The 18,865-nt window shown below is 68.8% G+C and carries 16 protein-coding genes; 3 read left to right on the top strand and 13 right to left on the bottom strand.

Annotated features, from left to right (window positions below):
• Positions 1 to 148: 148 nt before the first annotated feature.
• A complete protein-coding gene (locus tag NJ4_RS19505) occupies positions 149 to 982 on the bottom strand; it encodes a hypothetical protein (RefSeq protein WP_157551233.1) in 834 nt (277 codons plus the stop codon).
• Positions 983 to 1,100: 118 nt separating this feature from the next.
• Between NJ4_RS19505 and rarD the strand changes: the two genes are divergently transcribed.
• The 3 genes from rarD to paaK all read left to right on the top strand — a co-directional run bounded on the left by rarD (position 1,101) and on the right by paaK (position 3,876).
• On the top strand, positions 1,101 to 2,024 hold the full coding sequence (rarD, locus tag NJ4_RS19500; RefSeq protein WP_067439088.1) for an EamA family transporter RarD: 924 nt from the start codon (positions 1,101 to 1,103) through the stop codon (positions 2,022 to 2,024).
• Between the two features lie 164 nt (positions 2,025 to 2,188).
• Positions 2,189 to 2,617, top strand: coding sequence for a hydroxyphenylacetyl-CoA thioesterase PaaI (gene paaI / locus NJ4_RS19495; protein WP_245644636.1), 429 nt, complete (start codon positions 2,189 to 2,191; stop codon positions 2,615 to 2,617).
• A complete protein-coding gene (paaK, locus tag NJ4_RS19490; protein ID WP_067439085.1) occupies positions 2,614 to 3,876 on the top strand; it encodes a phenylacetate--CoA ligase PaaK in 1,263 nt (420 codons plus the stop codon). The genes paaI and paaK overlap by 4 nt, the downstream gene beginning before the upstream one ends.
• Before the next feature lie 21 nt (positions 3,877 to 3,897).
• On the opposite strand, the gene NJ4_RS19485 is transcribed toward paaK, so the two are convergent.
• The 12 genes from NJ4_RS19485 to NJ4_RS19430 form a co-directional block, all read right to left on the bottom strand.
• The gene (locus NJ4_RS19485; protein WP_217996922.1) at positions 3,898 to 4,830 is read right to left on the bottom strand and encodes a polyprenyl synthetase family protein; all 933 of its coding nucleotides are present in this window, start codon (positions 4,828 to 4,830) and stop codon (positions 3,898 to 3,900) included.
• Between the two features lie 71 nt (positions 4,831 to 4,901).
• Positions 4,902 to 6,485: an NADH-quinone oxidoreductase subunit NuoN gene (gene nuoN / locus NJ4_RS19480; RefSeq protein WP_067439115.1), complete on the bottom strand. Its 1,584-nt coding sequence runs from the start codon at positions 6,483 to 6,485 to the stop codon at positions 4,902 to 4,904.
• Positions 6,485 to 8,038 carry an NADH-quinone oxidoreductase subunit M gene (locus NJ4_RS19475; RefSeq protein WP_067439079.1) on the bottom strand — a complete coding sequence of 518 codons (1,554 nt, stop codon included), beginning with the start codon at positions 8,036 to 8,038 and terminating at the stop codon, positions 6,485 to 6,487. Before NJ4_RS19475 ends, nuoN begins: the two co-directional genes overlap by 1 nt.
• Positions 8,035 to 9,987 (bottom strand): NADH-quinone oxidoreductase subunit L, encoded by a 1,953-nt coding sequence (gene nuoL / locus NJ4_RS19470; RefSeq protein WP_082748915.1) that lies wholly within the window; start codon positions 9,985 to 9,987, stop codon positions 8,035 to 8,037. Before nuoL ends, NJ4_RS19475 begins: the two co-directional genes overlap by 4 nt.
• Before the next feature lie 14 nt (positions 9,988 to 10,001).
• A complete protein-coding gene (gene nuoK / locus NJ4_RS19465) occupies positions 10,002 to 10,301 on the bottom strand; it encodes an NADH-quinone oxidoreductase subunit NuoK (protein ID WP_056891843.1) in 300 nt (99 codons plus the stop codon).
• Positions 10,298 to 11,116 carry an NADH-quinone oxidoreductase subunit J gene (locus tag NJ4_RS19460; RefSeq protein WP_082748913.1) on the bottom strand — a complete coding sequence of 273 codons (819 nt, stop codon included), beginning with the start codon at positions 11,114 to 11,116 and terminating at the stop codon, positions 10,298 to 10,300. The genes nuoK and NJ4_RS19460 overlap by 4 nt, the downstream gene beginning before the upstream one ends.
• Positions 11,113 to 11,685 carry an NADH-quinone oxidoreductase subunit NuoI gene (nuoI, locus tag NJ4_RS19455; RefSeq protein ID WP_067439076.1) on the bottom strand — a complete coding sequence of 191 codons (573 nt, stop codon included), beginning with the start codon at positions 11,683 to 11,685 and terminating at the stop codon, positions 11,113 to 11,115. The genes NJ4_RS19460 and nuoI overlap by 4 nt, the downstream gene beginning before the upstream one ends.
• Positions 11,685 to 12,992, bottom strand: a complete 1,308-nt coding sequence (nuoH, locus tag NJ4_RS19450; RefSeq protein ID WP_157551232.1) for an NADH-quinone oxidoreductase subunit NuoH — start codon at positions 12,990 to 12,992, stop codon at positions 11,685 to 11,687. Before nuoH ends, nuoI begins: the two co-directional genes overlap by 1 nt.
• Entirely contained in the window at positions 12,989 to 15,424 is a 2,436-nt protein-coding gene (locus NJ4_RS19445) for an NADH-quinone oxidoreductase subunit G (RefSeq protein WP_067439073.1), read from the bottom strand. Before NJ4_RS19445 ends, nuoH begins: the two co-directional genes overlap by 4 nt.
• Entirely contained in the window at positions 15,421 to 16,731 is a 1,311-nt protein-coding gene (nuoF, locus tag NJ4_RS19440) for an NADH-quinone oxidoreductase subunit NuoF (protein ID WP_245644635.1), read from the bottom strand. The genes NJ4_RS19445 and nuoF overlap by 4 nt, the downstream gene beginning before the upstream one ends.
• The gene (gene nuoE / locus NJ4_RS19435) at positions 16,728 to 17,492 is read right to left on the bottom strand and encodes an NADH-quinone oxidoreductase subunit NuoE (protein WP_067439068.1); all 765 of its coding nucleotides are present in this window, start codon (positions 17,490 to 17,492) and stop codon (positions 16,728 to 16,730) included. The genes nuoF and nuoE overlap by 4 nt, the downstream gene beginning before the upstream one ends.
• Entirely contained in the window at positions 17,492 to 18,820 is a 1,329-nt protein-coding gene (locus tag NJ4_RS19430; protein ID WP_067439066.1) for an NADH-quinone oxidoreductase subunit D, read from the bottom strand. Before NJ4_RS19430 ends, nuoE begins: the two co-directional genes overlap by 1 nt.
• Positions 18,821 to 18,865: the final 45 nt, after the last annotated feature.

The raw sequence follows: 18,865 nt of genomic DNA, 5'->3' as shown, positions 1-18,865 counted from the left end.
GCCACCACCGCCCCCACCAACCGCCTCACCACACTCATCAACGGCGGCGACACCTGGACCGTCGTCTGACCTGCTGGTCCCCGGACAGACAGATCGGCCCCCAGCCTGTTGGCTGGGGGCCGATCTCGTTGTTCAACCGTGCGTCAGGTCAGCGCTGGTAGGTGCGCCAGACACCACTGGCGCCGGCGGCCCAACGGGGCGCGGTGCCCGGGACGACCAGGCGGTAGTACCAGTAGCCGGTGCGCGGGGCCGGGAGACGCAGCTTGTAGCCGCCGCTGCGGCTGGTGCGGATGGCGTTCCAGGCGCGGAAGGAGCCACGCTTGCTGGCCTTGCGCTGGATGATGACGCGCTTGCCGCCCCAACCCGGGTCGACGTTGCCGGCCATGTAGACGCGGCCGCTCTTGGTGTAGACGCGGGTGTGCGGGTGACGCGAGCCCTTGATGGTGTTGCTCGCCGCAGCGGCCGGGATCGTGCCGACGCCGGAGATCGTCTTGCCGCGGAAGACCACCTTGTAGACGGCCGTGCCGACCGAGCGGGTCTTGAAGACGAAGGCCGACGTGCTGTTGGTGGCCCGGTTGGAGAGCAGGACCCACTTGCTGGTGCCACCGATGCGGCGGTAGAGGCGGACACTGGTCGCACCCACGTGGCACCACTCGGTGTCACAGTTGGTGTCGGCGGAGTTGTGCGCCCGGACCCGGCCCTGGATCGCGATCATGGTCTGGTAGGCGTAGGTTCCGCGGGCCTGCTTGCGGACCGCCACCTGGCTGGTGAGCGTCCTGGTCTGGGCGGCGCGGGCGTTGACGCCCGAGGCAGTGAGACCGTCCGCCGCGGCGGGCATCTGGTTGGTGGCCGGGGCCGGGGTCGCGACGGCGGACGCGCCGTCGCCGCCGGTGGTGGTAGCTGCCTGGGCGTTGGTGGACAGTGCCAGCGGAGTGCCGACCACCATGGCCGTTCCGATGGCGCCGACGAGAAGTCGCTTCATGCGCATGACTGGGTAACCCCCATAGAGAAGTGAGTGTGGAGTACGACGCGTGTGTGGTACCCCGTCCGGGTAGGCGGGAAACATCGAGACAGGTCTCGGTGCCCCTATTGTTTGACGCATGACTCGCGCTTCCATGACGGAGTCGCGACTCGGATTCCTCCTGGGCGTCGCGGCCTACGGACTCTGGGGTGCCTTCCCGCTCTACTGGCCGCTCCTGGAACCGGCCGGCGCCATCGAGATCCTGGCCCACCGGGTGCTCTGGTCGATGGTGACCCTGGGTCTGCTCGTCGTGCTCCTGCGTCGCCACCACCAACTGGCGGCGATCATGCGCACCCCGCGGACCCGACGTCTGCTCACGGTCGCTGCGGCCGTGATCGGGGTCAACTGGGCCACCTACATCTGGGGTGTCAACAACGGACACGTCGTCGAGGCAGCGCTCGGCTACTTCATCAACCCCCTGGTGACGGTGCTGATGGGCGTGCTGATCCTGCACGAGACGCTCCGCCCCCTGCAGTGGCTGGCCACCGGTGTCGCCCTGACCGCGGTCGTCGTACTCACCCTCGACTACGGGCGCCCGCCGTGGGTGGCCCTGGTGCTCGCGTTCTCCTTCGGCACCTACGGACTGGCCAAGAAGCAGGCGAACACGCCCGCCGTCGAGAGCCTGGCCTTCGAGACCATCGTGCTGGCCCCCGTCGCGGCTGCCTACCTCGCGTTCCTCGTGGCGACCGGCAACTCGGCCTTCGGCACGCACGGGGTCGGCCATGCGCTGCTGCTCACCACCACCGGCGCGGTCACCGCGATCCCCCTGATCTGCTTCGGGGCCGCGGCGATCCGGTTGCCGATGGTGACGCTCGGGCTGCTGCAGTACCTCGCCCCGATCATCCAGTTCGCCCTCGGCGTCCTGCTCTTCCACGAGGACATGCCCGTCGGCCGCTGGATCGGCTTCGCGATGGTCTGGGTCGCCCTGTCCGTCTTCACGGTCGAGGCGATCCGCCACCGACACAGGCAGCTCCGGCTGACCGCCGAGGCCTGCGCGGTCTGAGCCGGTCGGACAGCGTTCGCTGACCGACCGCTGACGGCCTGCACCGGACCGTACGACAGGTAACTCGCGAACTGCCGGCCCCATCTGAGCGTGAACCGCCCACTGACCCCGCCTGCTCACCTGTCGTACGGTCCGCCACCCCCGTCACGCGATACGTTGCTGTGGTGACCCCCGAAGAGACCGCCCGACGTTCGGCCGAGGCGATGTGGGCCGGTGACCGGGCCAGCCGGTCCCTGGGCATGACCGTGACCGACGTCGGCCCGGGACGGGCCATGGTCGCGATGACGGTGCGGCCCGACATGGTCAACGGGCATGACATCGGCCACGGCGGGTTCACCTTCACCCTGGCCGACACCGCGTTCGCCTTCGCCTGCAACTCCTACAACCGTTCAACGGTGGCGGCCATCGGCCGGATCCGGTTCCTGCAGCCGACCCGCGCCGGCGACGTCCTGGTCGCCGAAGCAGTCGAGCGAACGCGCAGCGGCCGCGACGGAACCTACGACGTCACGGTGCGTCGCGGCAACGACGTGGTCGCGGAGTTCGAGGGCCACAGCAAGGAGATCGACGGCACCCTGTTCGAGGAGGCACCGTGAGCGGAGAGATCCCCGACATCGACCGTGCGGCGCTCGAAGCCCTCCAGCTGCGACGCCTGCGCGCGACCCTGGAGCGCGCGTGGGAGCACGTGCCGCACCACCGGCGTGCCTTCGAGGCGGCCGGGGTCCACCCGCGGGACCTGACGGTCCTGACCGACCTGGGCCGCTTTCCGTTCACCACCAAGGCCGACCTCCGGGCCAACTACCCGTTCGGCATGTTCGCCGTGCCTCGTGACCAGGTGAACCGCATCCATGCCTCCAGCGGCACGACCGGCAAGCCCACCGTGGTCGGCTACACCGCCGACGACCTCGACGCGTGGTCCGAGCTGATGGCGCGGTCGATCCGCGCCGCGGGTGGCCGACCCGGCGACGTGGTGCACGTGGCCTACGGCTACGGGCTGTTCACCGGCGGGTTGGGCGCCCACTACGGCGCCGAGCGACTCGGCTGCACCGTGGTGCCGGTCAGCGGCGGCATGACGCCCCGTCAGGTGCAGCTGATCACCGACTTCGAGCCGCGGATCATCATGGTCACCCCGTCCTACTTCCTGGCCATCCTCGACGAGATGGAGGCCCAGGGCATCAACCCTCGACGCACCAGTCTCGAGATCGGCATCTTCGGCGCCGAGCCGTGGACCGACGAGATGCGCCGTGCCATCGAGGCGCGGGCGGGCATCCGGGCCGTCGACATCTATGGTCTGAGCGAGGTGATGGGTCCCGGCGTCAGCCAGGAGGCCGCGGCCACCCAGGACGGCCTGCACGTCTGGGAGGACCACTTCCTGCCCGAGATCATCGACCCGGTCACGCACGAGGTGCTCCCCGACGGCAGTGAGGGCGAGCTGGTGTTCACCAGCTTGACCAAGCAGGCGATGCCGGTGGTCCGCTACCGAACCCGCGACCTGACCACGCTGCTGCCCGGGACGGCGTACCCGGCGTTCCGGCGGATGCGCAAGGTCACCGGCCGCACGGACGACATGATGATCGTGCGCGGAGTGAACGTGTTCCCCACGCAGATCGAGGAGCAGATCCTGGCCGTGCCGGGGCTGGCGCCGCACTACCTGTGTGTGCTGACCAGGCCGGGGAGCCTCGACGAGCTGACGGTGCGGGTGGAGTCGCAGGAGCATCCCGATCCGACCCTGGGCGCGGCCCTCGTTGAACGGATCAAGCAGCACGTGGGCGTCACCGCGCGGGTCGAGGTGGTCGAGCCCCACGCCCTGACCCGGTCACTGGGCAAGGCCAAGCGGATCGACGACCAACGCTGAAGCTTGGCCGGCCGGTCGGCGTCAGGCGGTGCGGGTGGCCACCACGTCGGCGAAGGCCTCGAGCGCGGTGCGCACCGGACCCTCGGGAAGCACCTTGAGCAGGTTCTTGGCCTCGGTGGCACGGCTCACCACGTAGGCCCGGGCCTCCTCCATCGCGGGGTGGGCCCGCAGCAACCCCAGGGTCTCCTCGAGCAGGGCATCGTCGTCGAGGTCGCCGGCGAGGAGCTCCTTGAGGCGGTCGTCGGCCGGGTCGCTCGAGCGCTGGGCGAGCAGAACCGGCAACGTGGGCACACCCTCGCGCAGGTCGGTGCCGGGGGTCTTGCCCGACTCGTCGCTCTCGGAGGCGATGTCGAGGATGTCGTCGGAGAGCTGGAAGGCCATGCCCACGATCTCGCCGTACGTCGCCAGGGCGTCCTCGAGCTCGCGGGGGGCGCCACCGAAGCGGGCGCCGTACAGGGCCGAGGTGGCGATCAACGACCCGGTCTTGCCGGCCACGACACGCAGGTGGTGCTCGATCGGGTCGGCATCCGGGCCCGGCTCCAGGGTCTCCAGGATCTGGCCCTCGACGAGCTTGGTGAAGGTGCGGGCCTGGATGCGGACCGCGTCCGCGCCCAGGTCGGCGGTCAGCTCGGATGACTTGGAGAAGAGGAAGTCGCCGGTGAGGATCGCCACGTGGTTGTCCCATCGGGCGTTCGCCGAGTCGGCACCGCGGCGCAGGGCGGCCTCGTCCATGACGTCGTCGTGATAGAGCGAGGCGAGGTGGGTCAGCTCGACGACGCAGGCCGCGGTGATCACGTCGTCGGAGGCGGCCGTCGGCCCGGTCTCTGCGGCCAGCAGCACCAGCAGCGGGCGGAAACGCTTGCCACCGGCGTCCATCAGGTGACGCGCCGCGGTGGTGACGAACTCGGCCTCACTGTGGATGTGCCCGGTCAGGGCAGTCTCGACCTCGGCCATGCGGGAGCGGAGTCGGTCAGCGAGCTCCTCGTCGGGGACGGGGAGGGCCAGGGCCGGCGCGTTCGGGGCGGTCACCTGATGAATTCTCCCGCATGGGCCGCGAGATCGAGAACCGGGCCGGGTACGACGCCCAGCACCACGGTCGCCAGGGCCCCGACGCCGATCGCCGTGGCGGTCATGAAGCTCGGCAACGTGACCGACGGGCCGTCGCCGACGGGCTCGTAGAAGTACATCAGCACGATCACGCGGATGTAGAAGAACGCGGCCATCGCGCTGGTCAGGACGGCAATCACCACGACCGGCCAGGCACCGGCCGACATCGCCGAGGCGAAGACCGCCCACTTGCCGGCGAAGCCCGCGGTCAGCGGGATGCCGGCAAAGCCCAGCAGGAACAGGGCGAACACGCCGGCGACCAGGGGCGACTCCTTGCCCAGGCCGGTCCAGCGCGAGAGATGCGTGGCCTCGCCGCCGGCGTCACGCACGAGGGTGACGACCCCGAACGCACCCACGGTCATGAAGCCGTAGGTCACCAGGTAGAACAGCACCGCCTGGGTGGAGGTGATCTCGCCCTCGCCCAGCCCCGAGCTGGCACGGGCACCGATCAGCCCGGTGATGATGAACCCGGTGTGGGTGATCGAGGAGTAGGCCAGCATCCGCTTGATGTCTGTCTGCGCGATGGCCAGCACGGCGCCGATGACCATCGACAGCACGGCGATGACCCACAGCATCGGGGCCCAGCTCCATCGCTCGGAGCCGAAGGCGACGTAGAAGAGCCGCAGCATCGCCCCGAAGGCGGCGACCTTGGTGGCGGCCGCCATGAACGCGGTGACCTGGGTCGGCGCTCCCTGATAGACATCGGGCGTCCAGGACTGGAACGGCACCGCACCGACCTTGAACAGCAGGCCGACCGAGATCATGCCGATGCCGATCAGCAGCAGCGTGCGGCTCTCGGTGGAGTTGCTGATCGCGTCGTTGATGCCGGCGAAGCCCATCGTTCCGGCGTACCCGTAGACCAGGGCGATGCCGTAGATCACGAAGCCGGAGGAGAACGCTCCGAGCAGGAAGTACTTCAGGGCGGCCTCCTGGCTGAGCAGGCGGCGACGCCGGGCCAGTCCGGAGAGCAGGTAGAGAGGCAGCGAGAGCACCTCGAGACCGACGAAGAGGGTGAGCAGGTCGTTGGCCGAGGCGAAGACCATCATGCCGCCGACCGCGAACATCATCAGCGGGAAGACCTCGGTGTGGTCCAGGCCCCGGGTCGATGCCTCCCGTTCGGCGTCGGTGCCGGGGAGCGCGGCCGCCTGTCCGGCGAACGCGGAGACACCGCCCTCGAGGCGACGCTCGGCGAAGAGCAGGACACCGGCCAGCGTGATCGCCAGCAGGAGACCCCAGATGAACACGGTCGGGCCGTCGATCGCCAACGCGCCCTCGGCGGCGATCGTGCCCCGGGCGTCGCCGTGGTCGTCGAGCCCGACGCCGACGAAGATGACCCCGCCCAGCGCGGCCGCCGTGCCGACCAGCGCTAGCGCGGTCTGCGCCACGTAGCGGCGGCCACGCGGGAGGAACGCCTCGACCAGGACGCCCAGGCAGGCGACCCCGAAGACCAGCAGCAGCGGCCAGAGGAGGTCGTACTCGATGTGGGGCTTGGAGAACTCGATCACTTCTGGCCCTCCTCGTGGGTCTGGTCGGCGTCGACCGGTGCGACCACCGGATCGTCGTCACTGACCCCGATGTGTTGCATGGTCGCCTCGACGGCGGGATTGATGATGTCGAGCACGGGCTTGGGATAGAAGCCGAAGAGCACCATCGCCAGCACCAACGGCGCGATGGCACCGACCTCGCGCACGTCGAGGTCCTTCATGCCGGCGACACCCGGCGCGGTCGGCCCGGTCATCAGCTTCTGGTACATCCACAGCACGTAGATCGCGGCCAGCACGATGCCGGTCACCGCGAACGCACCCGCCACCCAGTGGTGCGCGAACCCGCCGACCAGGACCAGGAACTCGGAGACGAACGGCGAGAGGCCGGGCAGTCCGAGCGTGCCGAGGCCGCCGATGAGGAACAGGCCGGCGAGCACGGGGGCGACCTTCTCGACACCGCCGTGGTCACTGATCAACGTCGACCCGCGCCGCCGGATCAGGTAGCCGGCGACCAGGAACATGACCGCCGTGGCCAGACCGTGGTTGAACATGTAGAACGTCGCGCCGGTCATGCCCTGGCTGTTCATCACGAAGATGCCCAGCACGATGAACCCGAAGTGCGACAGCGAGGTCAGACCGATCAGCTTGAGCATGTTGTCCTGGCCGATCGCCAGCAGCGCGCCGTAGATGATCGAGATGATCGCGAGCACCACCACGACCGGGGTGGCCCACTTCGAGGCCTCGGGGAACAGCCCCAGGCAGAAGCGCAGCATCCCGTAGGTGCCGATCTTGTCGAGCACGCAGATCAGCAGCACGCTGGTGCCCGGCGTGGCCGCGGCCGTGGTGTCGGGCAGCCAGGTGTGCACCGGGAACAGCGGCGCCTTGATCGCGAACGCGATGAAGAAGCCGAGGAACAGCCAGCGGCCGGTCTCCTTGTCCATCTCCAACGAGGCCAGGTCGCCGATGAGGTAGGAGGGGTGACCGGCGTGGGCCGAGACGGCGTACAGGCCGACGACGGAGGCGAGCATGATCAGCCCGCCGGCCAGCATGTAGAGCAGGAACTTGACCGCGGCCTTCGCCCGCTGCGCCCGGTCGACGTGGCCGAAGCTGCCGATCAGGAAGTACGCCGGGATCAGCGTGGCCTCGAACACGAAGTAGAACAGGAAGACGTCCTGGGCCATGAAGACGGCGAGCGCCAGACCCTCGAGGGCCAGCATCCAACCGAAGAAGGCAGACGGCGAGGTGTCGTCGGCCTCATGCCAGGAGGCGAGGATGACGACCGGCAGCAACAGGGTGGTCAGCAGCACGAGCGTCAACCCGATGCCGTCGACCCCGAGTGCGTAGTGGGCGCCGAACGCGGGGATCCAGTCGTGCAGCTCGATGAACTGCATGCCGTCGCCGGCGTCGTACTTGAAGGCGATCACCAACGAGAGCACGAAGGTGAGCACCGCGGTGCCGACCGCGACCTGCTTGGGCAGCACGGAGCCGCCCGCCGAGGGCAGCAGCGCGGTGACCGTGCCACCGACCAGCGGGAGCAGGATCAGCAGGGTGAGCCAGGGGAACTCGTTCACAGGTTCACCGCCAGCAGCACCAGGACGACCAGCACGGCGCCGGCCAGCACGGAGAGGGCATAGGTGCGGACGAAGCCGTTCTGCACTCGGCGGAAGACCCCGGCGAGACCGCCCATGCCCGCCGCCTGGCCCTCGACGGCACCGTCGATCACGGCGGTGTCGAAGGCGATCAGACCGGCCACCGTCTGGCGTCCCGGGTTGACCACGAGGGTGTCGTTGATCGCGTCGCCGTAGAGGTCGTTGCGGGCCGCGCGAGTCAGCGCGTTGACGTCAGTGGGAGCCGTGCGGGGCACCTCGGTCCTTCCGATCGTGAACCAGGCAAGGGCAACGCCGACCGCGACGACGAGGACGACGATCGCGGTCATCGCCAGCGCCGGGAGCGGCGGGTCTTCGTGGTGGTGCTCGCCGACGACCGGGGCCAGCCAGTCGACGATCCAGTTGCTGACCAGCAGGAAGCCGCCGAGCACCGACAGCGCGGCCAGCACGATCAACGGCACGGTCATCACCTTGGGCGACTCGTGCGGGTGGACACCGGGTTCCCAGCGCCCGTTTCCGTCGGCGTCAGGGGTGAAGAAGGTCATCAGCATCAGCCGGGTCATGTAGAACGCGGTGACTCCGGCACCGATCAACGCACACAGGCCGACGAAGATGTTCTGGGTGAACGCGACCTCGATGATCTTGTCCTTCGACCAGAAGCCGGAGAACCCGGGGAAGCCGATGATTGCGAGGTAGCCCATCGCGAACGTCAGGAACGTGACCGGGATGGCCTTCTGCAACGCGCCGTAGTGGCGCATGTCGACGTCGTCGTCCATCGCGTGCATCACCGAACCGGCCCCGAGGAACATGTTGGCCTTGAAGAAGCCGTGGGTGATCAGGTGGAAGATCGCGAACGCGTAACCGGCCACACCGAGGCCGGCGCCGAGCATCATGTAGCCGATCTGGCTCATCGTGGAGCCGGCCAGCACCTTCTTGATGTCGTCCTTGGCGCAACCGATGATCGCACCCCACAGGAGCGTGACCACCGCGACGACCACGACGGTGGTCTGTGCGATCGGGGCGTTCTCGAAGATGAAGTTGGAGCGGGTGACCAGGTAGACGCCGGCGGTCACCATGGTTGCCGCGTGGATCAGGGCCGAGACCGGGGTCGGGCCCTCCATGGCGTCGAGGAGCCAGGCCTGCAGCGGCACCTGGGCGCTCTTGCCGCAGGCACCGAGCAGGAGCAGCAGGCCGATCACGTTCATCGTCGACTCATCAGCACCGCTGGCGGCGGCACTGACACCGGCGAACGCGGTGGTGCCGAAGGTGACGAAGATCAGCATGATCGCCAGCGACATGCCGATGTCACCGACCCGGTTGATCACGAACGCCTTCTTGGCCGCGGCCGCGGCACTGGGCTTGTGCTGCCAGAAGCCGATCAGGAGGTACGACGCCAGGCCGACGCCCTCCCAGCCCAGGAAGATGCCGAGGTAGTCGGCGGCCAGCACCAGCATCGTCATCGCGGCGATGAAGAGGTTGAGGTGGCCGAAGAAGCGGCGCCGTCGGTCGTCGTGCTCCATGTAGCCGATGGAGTAGACGTGGATCAGTGAGCCGACACCGGTGATCAGCAGCACGAACAGGATCGAGAGCGGGTCGATCAGCAGATCCATGCCGACCTTGAACCCGCCGGCCTCGATCCAGGTGAACAGCTCGCGTCCGACGGTGCGGTCGTCGGCGTCGCGCCCGAGCAGGGCGACGAACATCGACAGCCCGATCACGAACGATCCGAGGACGGTCGCCGTGCCGAGGAGGTGACCCCAACGGTTGGTACGCCGTCCGCCGAGCAGCAGGATCGCGGCCCCGGCCAGCGGCAGCACGATCACCAACCAGGCAAGGGAGAACACGCCATCGGCGGCTGCGGGATCGACCACGGGAATGTGGCTCTCCGCAGCGAGGGCGGTGATGGAGGACATCAAGTCAGTTCACCTCAGTACTTCAGCAGGCTGGCGTCGTCGACCGAGGCCGAGCGTCGAGTACGGAAGATGGTCATGATGATGGCCAGGCCGACCACCACTTCGGCGGCCGCCACGACCATCACGAAGAAGGCAGCGATCTGACCGTCGAGATTGCCGTTGGCCTTGGCGAACGTCACCAGCGCGAGGTTCGAGGCGTTGAGCATCAGCTCGACGCACATGAACACCACGATCGCGTTGCGCCGCACGAGGACGCCGACGCAGCCGATCGTGAAGAGGATCGCGGAGAGGATGATGTAGGGCTCGGTGCTCACTGGTCGCCCTCCTCGGTCGAGGCGGCCGCGTCGGACCTGCCGGCCACCTCGGGCGACTGCTCGGGCGCCTGGCCCAGCTGCCGCTTGATCTCGTCGATGTCACCGGAGAGTGCCGGGGCCGAGCGCACGGTGCCGCGGGCGGCCAGCACGCGCGAGATCGAGTCCTGGGCGACGGTGCCGTCGGGCAGCAGGGCCGGGGTGTCGACCGAGTTGTGACGGGCGAAGACACCGGGCGCCGGCAGCGGGCCGGGGTGACGGCCGGTCTCGGCGTACTCGCGCATGCGCCGGGCCGCGGCGCCGGCCTGGGACTCCTTCGGGGTGAGGCGCTCGCGGTGGGCGAGCACCATGGCCCCGATCGCGGCGGTGATCAGCAGCGCCGAGGTGGTCTCGAAGGCGAAGACGTACTTGCTGAACAACAGGTTCGCCAGCTGGGGGATGTTGCCGCCCTCGTTGGCGTCGTCGAGCCCGACGGCGGCACCGAAGGTGACCTGCGAGATGCCGATCACCAGGACCAGACCGAGGATCAGGCCGAAGACGGTGGCCAGCACCCGCTGGCCGCGGATCGTCTCGACCACGGAGTCGGAGGCGTCGACGCCGACCAGCATCAGCACGAACAGGAACAGCATCAGGATGGCGCCGGTGTAGACGATGATCTGCACGACGAAGAGGAACGGCGCCTCGAGCGCGAGGTAGAGGATGGCCAGCGAGATCATGACCACGGCCAGCAGCAGCGCTGCGTGCACGGCCTTGCGGACGAAGAGGATGCCCAGGGCCGCCAGCACCATGATCGGCGCGAGGATCCAGAACGCGGTCACTGGGTCTCCCCCTCGTTGGCACGGGCCTTGAAGTCACCGCGGTAGTAGTCGAGGTCGTCCTCGCCGATCAGCATGGGGTGCGGCGGCTGCTCCATGCCGGGCAGCAGCGGCGCCAGCAGGTCGGACTTCTCATAGATCAGGTCGGCGCGGTTGTCGTCGGCCAGCTCGTACTCGTTGGTCATCGTCAGCGCGCGGGTCGGGCAGGCCTCGATGCAGAGGCCGCACAGGATGCAGCGCAGGTAGTTGATCTGGTAGACGCGGCCGTAGCGCTCGCCGGGGCTGAACCGCCCCTCACCGTTGGCGCTCTCGTCGTTGGACGCGCCCTCGACGTAGATCGCGTCGGCCGGGCAGGCCCAGGCGCACAGCTCGCAGCCGATGCACTTCTCCAGGCCGTCGGGCCAGCGGTTCAGCTGGTGGCGACCGTGGAACCGGGGCGCGGTGGGCAGCTTCTCGAACGGGTACTGCTCGGTGACCACCTTCTTGAACATGGTCCGGAAGGTGACCCCGAACCCTGCGACGGGGTCCCAGAACTGCTCCTTGAACCCGCGGGGGTCTTCACTCTGAGCCATCAGATCTCCTCACGAAAGACCAGCGGTGCCGCGGCGCCGCGGACGGCGCCCTCGGCAGGCATGGGCGGAACGGGATAGCCACCGGCGGGCGGCTCGGCGTCGGGTGTCTGCGTGGCGGACTTCTTCGACTCGGGGATGAAGAGCACGACCAGGAACACGACCAGGATGATGCCGATGATGATCATCAGCTGGCTGCGGTCGAGGCCGTCGCCCAGCGTGATCGCCCGCATCGTCGCCACCGCCACGATCCACAGCAGTGCGATCGGGATCAGGCGCTTCCAGCCGAAGGCCATGAACTGGTCGTAGCGCAGTCGGGGCAGCGAACCGCGCAGCCAGATGAAGACGAAGATGAAGGCCATCACCTTGCCGAAGAACCAGATCAACGGCCAGTAGCCCTCGTTGGAGCCTTCCCAGATCGAGGAGATCGGCCAGGGGGCGCGCCATCCCCCGAGGAACAACGTGGTGGCCAACGCCGAGACGGTCGCCATGTTGATGTACTCGGCCAGGAAGAACAGTGCGAACTTGAGGCTGGAGTACTCGGTGTGGAAACCGCCGACCAGCTCGCCCTCGGCCTCGGGGAGGTCGAACGGGGCGCGGTTGGTCTCGCCGATCATCGAGATCACGTAGATCACGAACGACGGCAGCAGGATCAGCGCGAACCAGCCGGGCAGGGGGACGTCGAGGCCCAGGATGTTGACGTCCTTCGGGCTGGCCTGGGCGGCCACGATCTCGGAGGTCGACATCGAGCCGGCGTAGAGGAACACCGCGACCAGGGCCAGGCCCATCGCGACCTCGTAGGAGATCATCTGGGCCGACGAGCGGATCCCGCCGATCAGGGAGTACGTCGACCCGGAGGACCAGCCGCCGAGCACGATGCCGTAGATGCCGATCGAGGCGACCGCCATCACGAACAGCACGGCCACGGGCATGTCGGTCAGCTGGAGAGGGGTGCGCTCACCGAAGAAGTTGACCTCGGGGCCGAACGGGATCACCGAGAACGTGATGAACGCCGGGATCACCGCCAGCACCGGCGCCAGGATGTAGACCACCTTGTCGGCGGCCTTGGGAATGATGTCCTCCTTCAGCGCCAGCTTCACGCCGTCGGCCAGTGACTGCAGCAGGCCGAACGGGCCGTGCACGTTGGGGCCGATGCGGTGCTGCATGCGGGCCACGACGCGGCGTTCCCACCAGATGTTGAACAGGGTCAGCACCACCAGCACCACGAAGATCAGGACGGCCTTGACCAGCACCACCCACCAGACGTCGTGCCCGAACCCGGCCACCTCGTCAGTCGCCATCGCGATCATGCCTTCACCGCCTTCACCGTGACTGCGGATCCGGGCGAGGCCAGATCGGCCAGCACGCCGTCACCGCTGTTGTTGGCCGGCACCCAGACCGTGTCGTCGGGCAGGTCGGCGGGCTCGACCGGCAGCGTGATCGCGCCACGGTCACCGGTCAGCGTGACGTGGGTGGCTCCGGCGAGAACGTCGTACGTCGCCTGCGGGACGCGCGCCACCGCCGGGCGAGCGGTGGCCAGCAGGGCGGAGTCGCCGTGCAGCATCACGCCGTTGTCGAGCATCTGCTTCCAGCTGGCCAGCCAGAACTTGTTGCGGGCCAGGCGACGCTGCTTGATCTTCGGCTCGGGCGTGGCCGGTGCCCGGTCACCGTCCCAGGGGCCGACCTCGTTCATCTGGCGGCGGGCCTCGTCGACGGTCCGGAAGCCGAGCGACGTGCCGGACTCCTCGGCGATGCCGGCCAGAATGCGCAGGTCAGGCAGGGAGCCGGGGTTGGCGAAGACCGCGTCGAACGTGCGCGGGCGACCCTCCCAGGTGACGAACATGCCGGCCTTGTCGGTGACCGGAGCGACCGGGAACACCACGTCGGCGGCCCGGGTCACCTCGGTCTCACGCAGCTCGAGGCTGACCACGAACTGCGCGGCGGCCAGCGCCTCGCGGGCCGCGGCCGGGTCGGGGAGGTCGTCGATCTCGACCCCACCGACCACGAGTCCGGAGAGCTCGCCGGCGGCGACCGCGGCGATGATGCCGTCGGCATCGCGTCCGGCCCGATCGGGAACCGACGCCACGCCCCACGCCGTGGCGGCGTCGACGCGGGCTGCCGCGTCGGAGACCGGTCGGCCCCCGGGCAGCAGGTTGGGCAGACAGCCGGTCTCGAGCGCGCCACGGTCACCGGCGCGACGCGGGATCCAGGCCAGGCGGGCGCCCGTCGTACGAGCCAGGTCAGCGGCGGCAGTCAGGGCGCCGGGCACGGTGGCCAGGCGCTCGCCGACCAGGATGACCGACGTGGCATCGAGACCGGTCTCAGCGTCGTCGGCCAGGGCGAGGAGTGCGTCGCGCTCGGCACCGGCCGAGGTCGGCACCAGCCGGCCGTCGAGCTTCTTCAGGCCCCGTGAGGTGTACGGCGCCAGCGCCACGACCCGGGTGCCGTGGTGGGCCGTTGCCTTGCGCAGGCGCAGGAACACGGACCCGGCCTCGTCCTCCGGCTCGAAGCCGGCCAGGACGACGGTCGACGCCTGCTCGAGGTCGGTGTAGGTCACCGGCATCCGCAGCACGACCTCGGCGGCCAGGAACGCGGCCTCCTCCTCGGAGTGCGGGCGGGCACGGAAGTCGATGTCGTTGGTGCCGAGCACCACCCGGGCGAACTTGCTGTAGGCGTAGGCGTCCTCGGCGATCAGGCGACCACCGGTGAGCACACCGACGCCGCTGCCGCCGCCTTCGGTGCCGTGCCGCGCAGCAGCGAGACCGCGAGCGGCAACGGCGAACGCCTCGGGCCACGACGCCGGCCGCAGCTCGCCCCGGCTCCCATCGGCCTTGTCGATGTCGCGGACCAGCGGGTGCGTCAGCCGGTCGGCCTGACGCGCGTAGAGGAAGGCGAAGCGGTCCTTGTCGGTGATCCACTCCTCGTTGACCTCGGGGTCGTTGCCGGCCAGCCGGCGCATCACCTTGCCGCGACGGTGGTCGACCCGGATCGCCGAGCCGCAGGCGTCGTGCTCGGCGACCGACGGCGTCGAGACCAGGTCGAACGGGCGCGACCGGAAACGGTAGTCGGCACTGGTCAGGGCCCCGACCGGGCAGATCTGGATCGTGTTGCCCGAGAAGTAGGACAGGAAGGGGGCGTCGGGCGCAATGCCGATCTGCTGCTGAGCGCCACGCTCGACCAGCGCGATGAACGGGTCGCCGGCGATCTCGGAGGCGAACCGGGTGCAGCGCTGGCACACGATGCAGCGCTCCCGGTCGAGCAGGATCTGCGCGGAGATGTTGATCGGCTTCGGGAAGGTGCGCTTGACTCCCCCGGTGGCCGAGAACCGCGACTCGCCGCGGCCGTTGGACATCGCCTGGTTCTGCAGCGGGCACTCGCCGCCCTTGTCACAGACCGGGCAGTCGAGCGGGTGGTTGATCAGCAGGAACTCCATCTGGCCCTGCTGCGCCTTGTCGGCGACGGCCGAGGTGATCTGCGTGTTGACCACCATGCCCTCGGCGACCGGGATGGTGCACGAGGCCTGCGGCTTGGGCATGCCGCGGCCGTTGCCGGCGTCGGGGATCTCGACGAGGCACTGGCGGCAGGCGCCGACCGGCGCCAGCAGCGGGTGGTCGCAGAACCGCGGGATCTGGACGCCGACCTGCTCGGCGGCGCGAATCACCAGGGTGTCCTTGGGGACGGTGACCTGGATGCCGTCGATGGTCACGGTGACCAGGTCGGTCTTCTCGGGGGTCGTGGTCACGCGAGGGCTCCTTCCTGCGCGAAGACCGTGGAGGTCATCGGGTCGAAGGGGCACCCACCATGGGTGAGGTGGGCAAGGTACTCGTCGCGGAAGTGCTGGATGGACGACGAGATCGGGCTGGTGGCGCCGTCACCCAGGGCACAGAACGCGCGGCCGAGGATGTTCTCGCACTGGTCGAGCAGGACGTCGAGGTCCTCCTCCGTGCCCTGGCCCTTCTCCAGCCGGGTCAGGACCTGCGCCAGCCACCACGTGCCCTCGCGGCACGGCGTGCACTTGCCGCACGACTCGTGCTTGTAGAACTCGGTCCAGCGCAGCACGGCACGGACGACGCAGGTGGTCTCGTCGAAGATCTGCAGCGCACGGGTGCCCAGCATCGAGCCGGCCGCACCGACTGCCTCGTAGTCGAGCGGCATGTCGAGGTGCTCCGCGGTGAGCAGCGGCGTGCTCGAGCCGCCGGGGGTCCAGAACTTCAGCTCGTGGCCCTGACGCATGCCGCCGCCGAGGGAGATCAGCTCACGCAGGGTGATGCCGAGCGGCGCTTCGTACTGGCCGGGCTTCTTCACGTGCCCGGAGAGCGAGTAGATCACGTAGCCCTTGGACTTCTCGGTGCCCATGGAGGCGAACCAGTCGGCGCCCTTGTCGATGATGCTCGGCACCGACGCGATCGACTCGACGTTGTTGATCACGGTCGGGCTGGCGTAGAGCCCGGCCACCGCGGGGAACGGCGGACGCAGTCGGGGTTGGCCGCGACGGCCCTCGAGGGAGTCGAGGAGGGCGGTCTCCTCGCCACAGATGTAGGCACCGGCACCGGCGTGGATGACCAGGTCGAGGTCGTAGCCCGAACCGTGGATGTTCTTGCCGAGGTGACCGGCGGCGTACGCCTCACGCACCGCGGCCTGGAGTCGGCGTACGACGTGCAGCACCTCGCCGCGCACGTAGATGAACGCGTGGTTGGCCCGGATCGCGTAGGAGGAGATGATCACGCCCTCGACCAGGGTGTGCGGGCTGGCCATCATCAGCGGGATGTCCTTGCAGGTGCCCGGCTCCGACTCGTCGGCGTTGACCACGAGGTACTTCGGCTTCGGGTTGTCCTGGGGGATGAAGCTCCACTTGAGTCCCGTGGGGAATCCGGCGCCACCACGACCGCGGAGACCGGAGTCCTTGACCGCGGTGATCACGTCGTCCTGCTTCATCTTCAGGGCCTTCGCCAGCGCGGCGTACCCGCCCTGGGCCTCGTAGGCCTCGAGGGTCCAGCTGCGGTCGGTGCCCCAGTTCGCGGTGAGCACCGGCGTCAACATGTCAGTCACGACTTGCCCTCCTCGGCCTGGCCCGCTTCGGCCTTCGTCTCGGACTCGGCTCGGGCGGTGTCGGCCTGCTCGGCGGCCCCCACCTTGGTGTCAGCCGTCGAGCCCGTCGGTGCGGACGCCTCGCCAGCAGGCGCGGTCCAGCCCATGGTGCGAGCGATCTCGACACCCGCCAGCGACGCCTTGCCCGCGGAGGGCCCCTCGTCGGCCAGGTCGTCGGGGAAGCCGGCCAGCACCCGCTCGGCCTCACGCCAGGTGCACAGCCGCGGGCCGCGGGTGGAGTGGACCTCGTTGCCGGCGCGCAGGTCGTCGACCAGGCGTACGGCGGACTCCGGAGTCTGGTTGTCCATGAACTCCCAGTTGACCATCATCACCGGCGCGTAGTCGCAGGCCGCGTTGCACTCGATGTGCTCCAGCGAGACCTTGCCGTCCGGGGTCGTCTCGTCGTTGCCGACCTCGAGGTGCTCCTTGAGCCGCTCGAAGATCAGGTCGCCGCCCATCACCGCGCAGAGCGTGTTGGTGCAGACGCCGACGTGGTAGTCGCCGACCGGGCGGCGCTTGTACATCGTGTAGAACGTCGCGACACCGGACACCTCGGCCGGGCTGATGTCGAGGATCTCCGCGCAGACCTGGATGCCCTCGGGAGTCACCTTGCCCTCAACGGACTGCACCAGGTGCAGCATCGGCAGCAGGCCGGAGCGCCCCTGCGGATATCGCGCCGCGATCTCGCGGAGCTCGTCGTACGTCTTGTCGTCGATCGCCATTATCGGTCAACGCCTCCCATCACGGGGTCGATGCTGGCGATGGCGACGATGACGTCGGCGACCATGCCGCCCTCACTCATCACACTGGTGGCCTGCAGGTTCGTGAACGACGGGTCGCGGAAGTGCGCCCGGAACGGCTTGGTGCCACCGTCGGAGACGACGTGGGCGCCGAGTTCGCCGCGCGGCGACTCGACCGGCACGTAGGCCTGGCCGGGCGGCACCCGGAACCCCTCGGTGACCAGCTTGAAGTGGTGGATCAGGGCCTCCATCGACTCACCCATGATGTGGCGGATGTGGTCGAGGCTGTTGCCCATGCCGTCGCTGCCGATGGCCAGCTGGCTGGGCCAGGCGATCTTCTTGTCGGCGATCATCACGGGCGCGCCCTCGAGACCGGCGAGACGGTCGGCGGCCTGCTCGATGATCTTGAGCGACTCCCACATCTCGTTGAGCCGGATGCGGAACCGGCCGTAGGAGTCGGAGGTGTCCCAGGTCTGGACGTCGAAGTCGTAGTCCTCGTAGCCCGAGTAGGGCTGGGTCTTGCGAAGGTCCCAGGCATAGCCGGTCGAGCGCAGCACCGGCCCGGTGATGCCCAGCGCCAGGCAGCCGGCCAGGTCGAGGTGACCGACATTCTCCAAGCGGGCCTTGAAGATCGGGTTCGCGTTGCACAGGTCGGCGTACTCGGGGAGGCGCTTCTTCATCAGGGCGACGAAGTCGCGGATCTCGTCGAGGGCGCCCGGGGGCAGGTCCTGGGCGACGCCGCCGGGGCGGAAGAACGCGTGGTTCATGCGGAGGCCGGTGATCAGCTCGAACAGGTCGAGCACCAGCTCACGCTCGCGGAACCCGATCGTCATCACCGTCAGGGCGCCGATCTCCATGCCACCGGTGGCGATCGCGACGAGGTGGGAGGAGATGCGGTTCAGCTCGGAGAGCAGGACCCGCATGACATTTGCCTTCTCGGGGATCTGGTCCTCGATGTCGAGGAGCCGCTCCACCCCCAGGCAGTAGGTCAGCTCGTTGTGGAACGGCGCGAGGTAGTCCATCCGCGTGCAGAACGTGACGCCCTGCACCCACGAGCGGAACTCCATGTTCTTCTCGATGCCGGTGTGCAGGTAGCCGATGCCGCACCGTGCCTCGGTGACCGTCTCGCCCTCGAGCTCGAGGATCAGCCGCAGCACGCCGTGGGTCGAGGGGTGCTGGGGTCCCATGTTGACCACGATGCGCTCGTCGGCGCCGGCGTCGCCGCCGATGCTCTCGACCAGCGAGTCCCAGTCCTGGCCGGTGACCGTGAAGACGCGACCCTCGGTGGTGTCGGACGCTCCGGCGTACATGTCGTCGTTGCTGCCGGTGGTTGAGCCTTGGCTTCCGGTGGTTGA

The sequence above is a fragment of the Nocardioides jensenii JCM 1364 = NBRC 14755 genome, assembly GCF_001552535.1.
Taxonomy (GTDB): domain Bacteria; phylum Actinomycetota; class Actinomycetes; order Propionibacteriales; family Nocardioidaceae; genus Nocardioides; species Nocardioides jensenii.
The sequence above is the reverse complement of the archived record's forward strand: the minus strand, read 5'-3'. Positions and strand labels throughout refer to the sequence as shown.

Bases quoted from the DNA above. Each gene is read 5' to 3' on its own strand.
- NJ4_RS19505 (WP_157551233.1), bottom strand. From the start codon at position 982: ATGAAGCGACTTCTCGTCGGCGCCATCGGAACGGCCATGGTGGTCGGC.
- rarD (WP_067439088.1), top strand. From the start codon at position 1,101: ATGACTCGCGCTTCCATGACGGAGTCGCGACTCGGATTCCTCCTGGGC.
- NJ4_RS19485 (WP_217996922.1), bottom strand. From the start codon at position 4,830: ATGGCCGAGGTCGAGACTGCCCTGACCGGGCACATCCACAGTGAGGCC.
- nuoL (WP_082748915.1), bottom strand. From the start codon at position 9,987: ATGTCCTCCATCACCGCCCTCGCTGCGGAGAGCCACATTCCCGTGGTC.
- nuoI (WP_067439076.1), bottom strand. From the start codon at position 11,685: ATGGCTCAGAGTGAAGACCCCCGCGGGTTCAAGGAGCAGTTCTGGGAC.
- nuoH (WP_157551232.1), bottom strand. From the start codon at position 12,992: ATGATCGCGATGGCGACTGACGAGGTGGCCGGGTTCGGGCACGACGTC.
- nuoE (WP_067439068.1), bottom strand. From the start codon at position 17,492: ATGGCGATCGACGACAAGACGTACGACGAGCTCCGCGAGATCGCGGCG.
- NJ4_RS19430 (WP_067439066.1), bottom strand. From the start codon at position 18,820: ATGTACGCCGGAGCGTCCGACACCACCGAGGGTCGCGTCTTCACGGTC.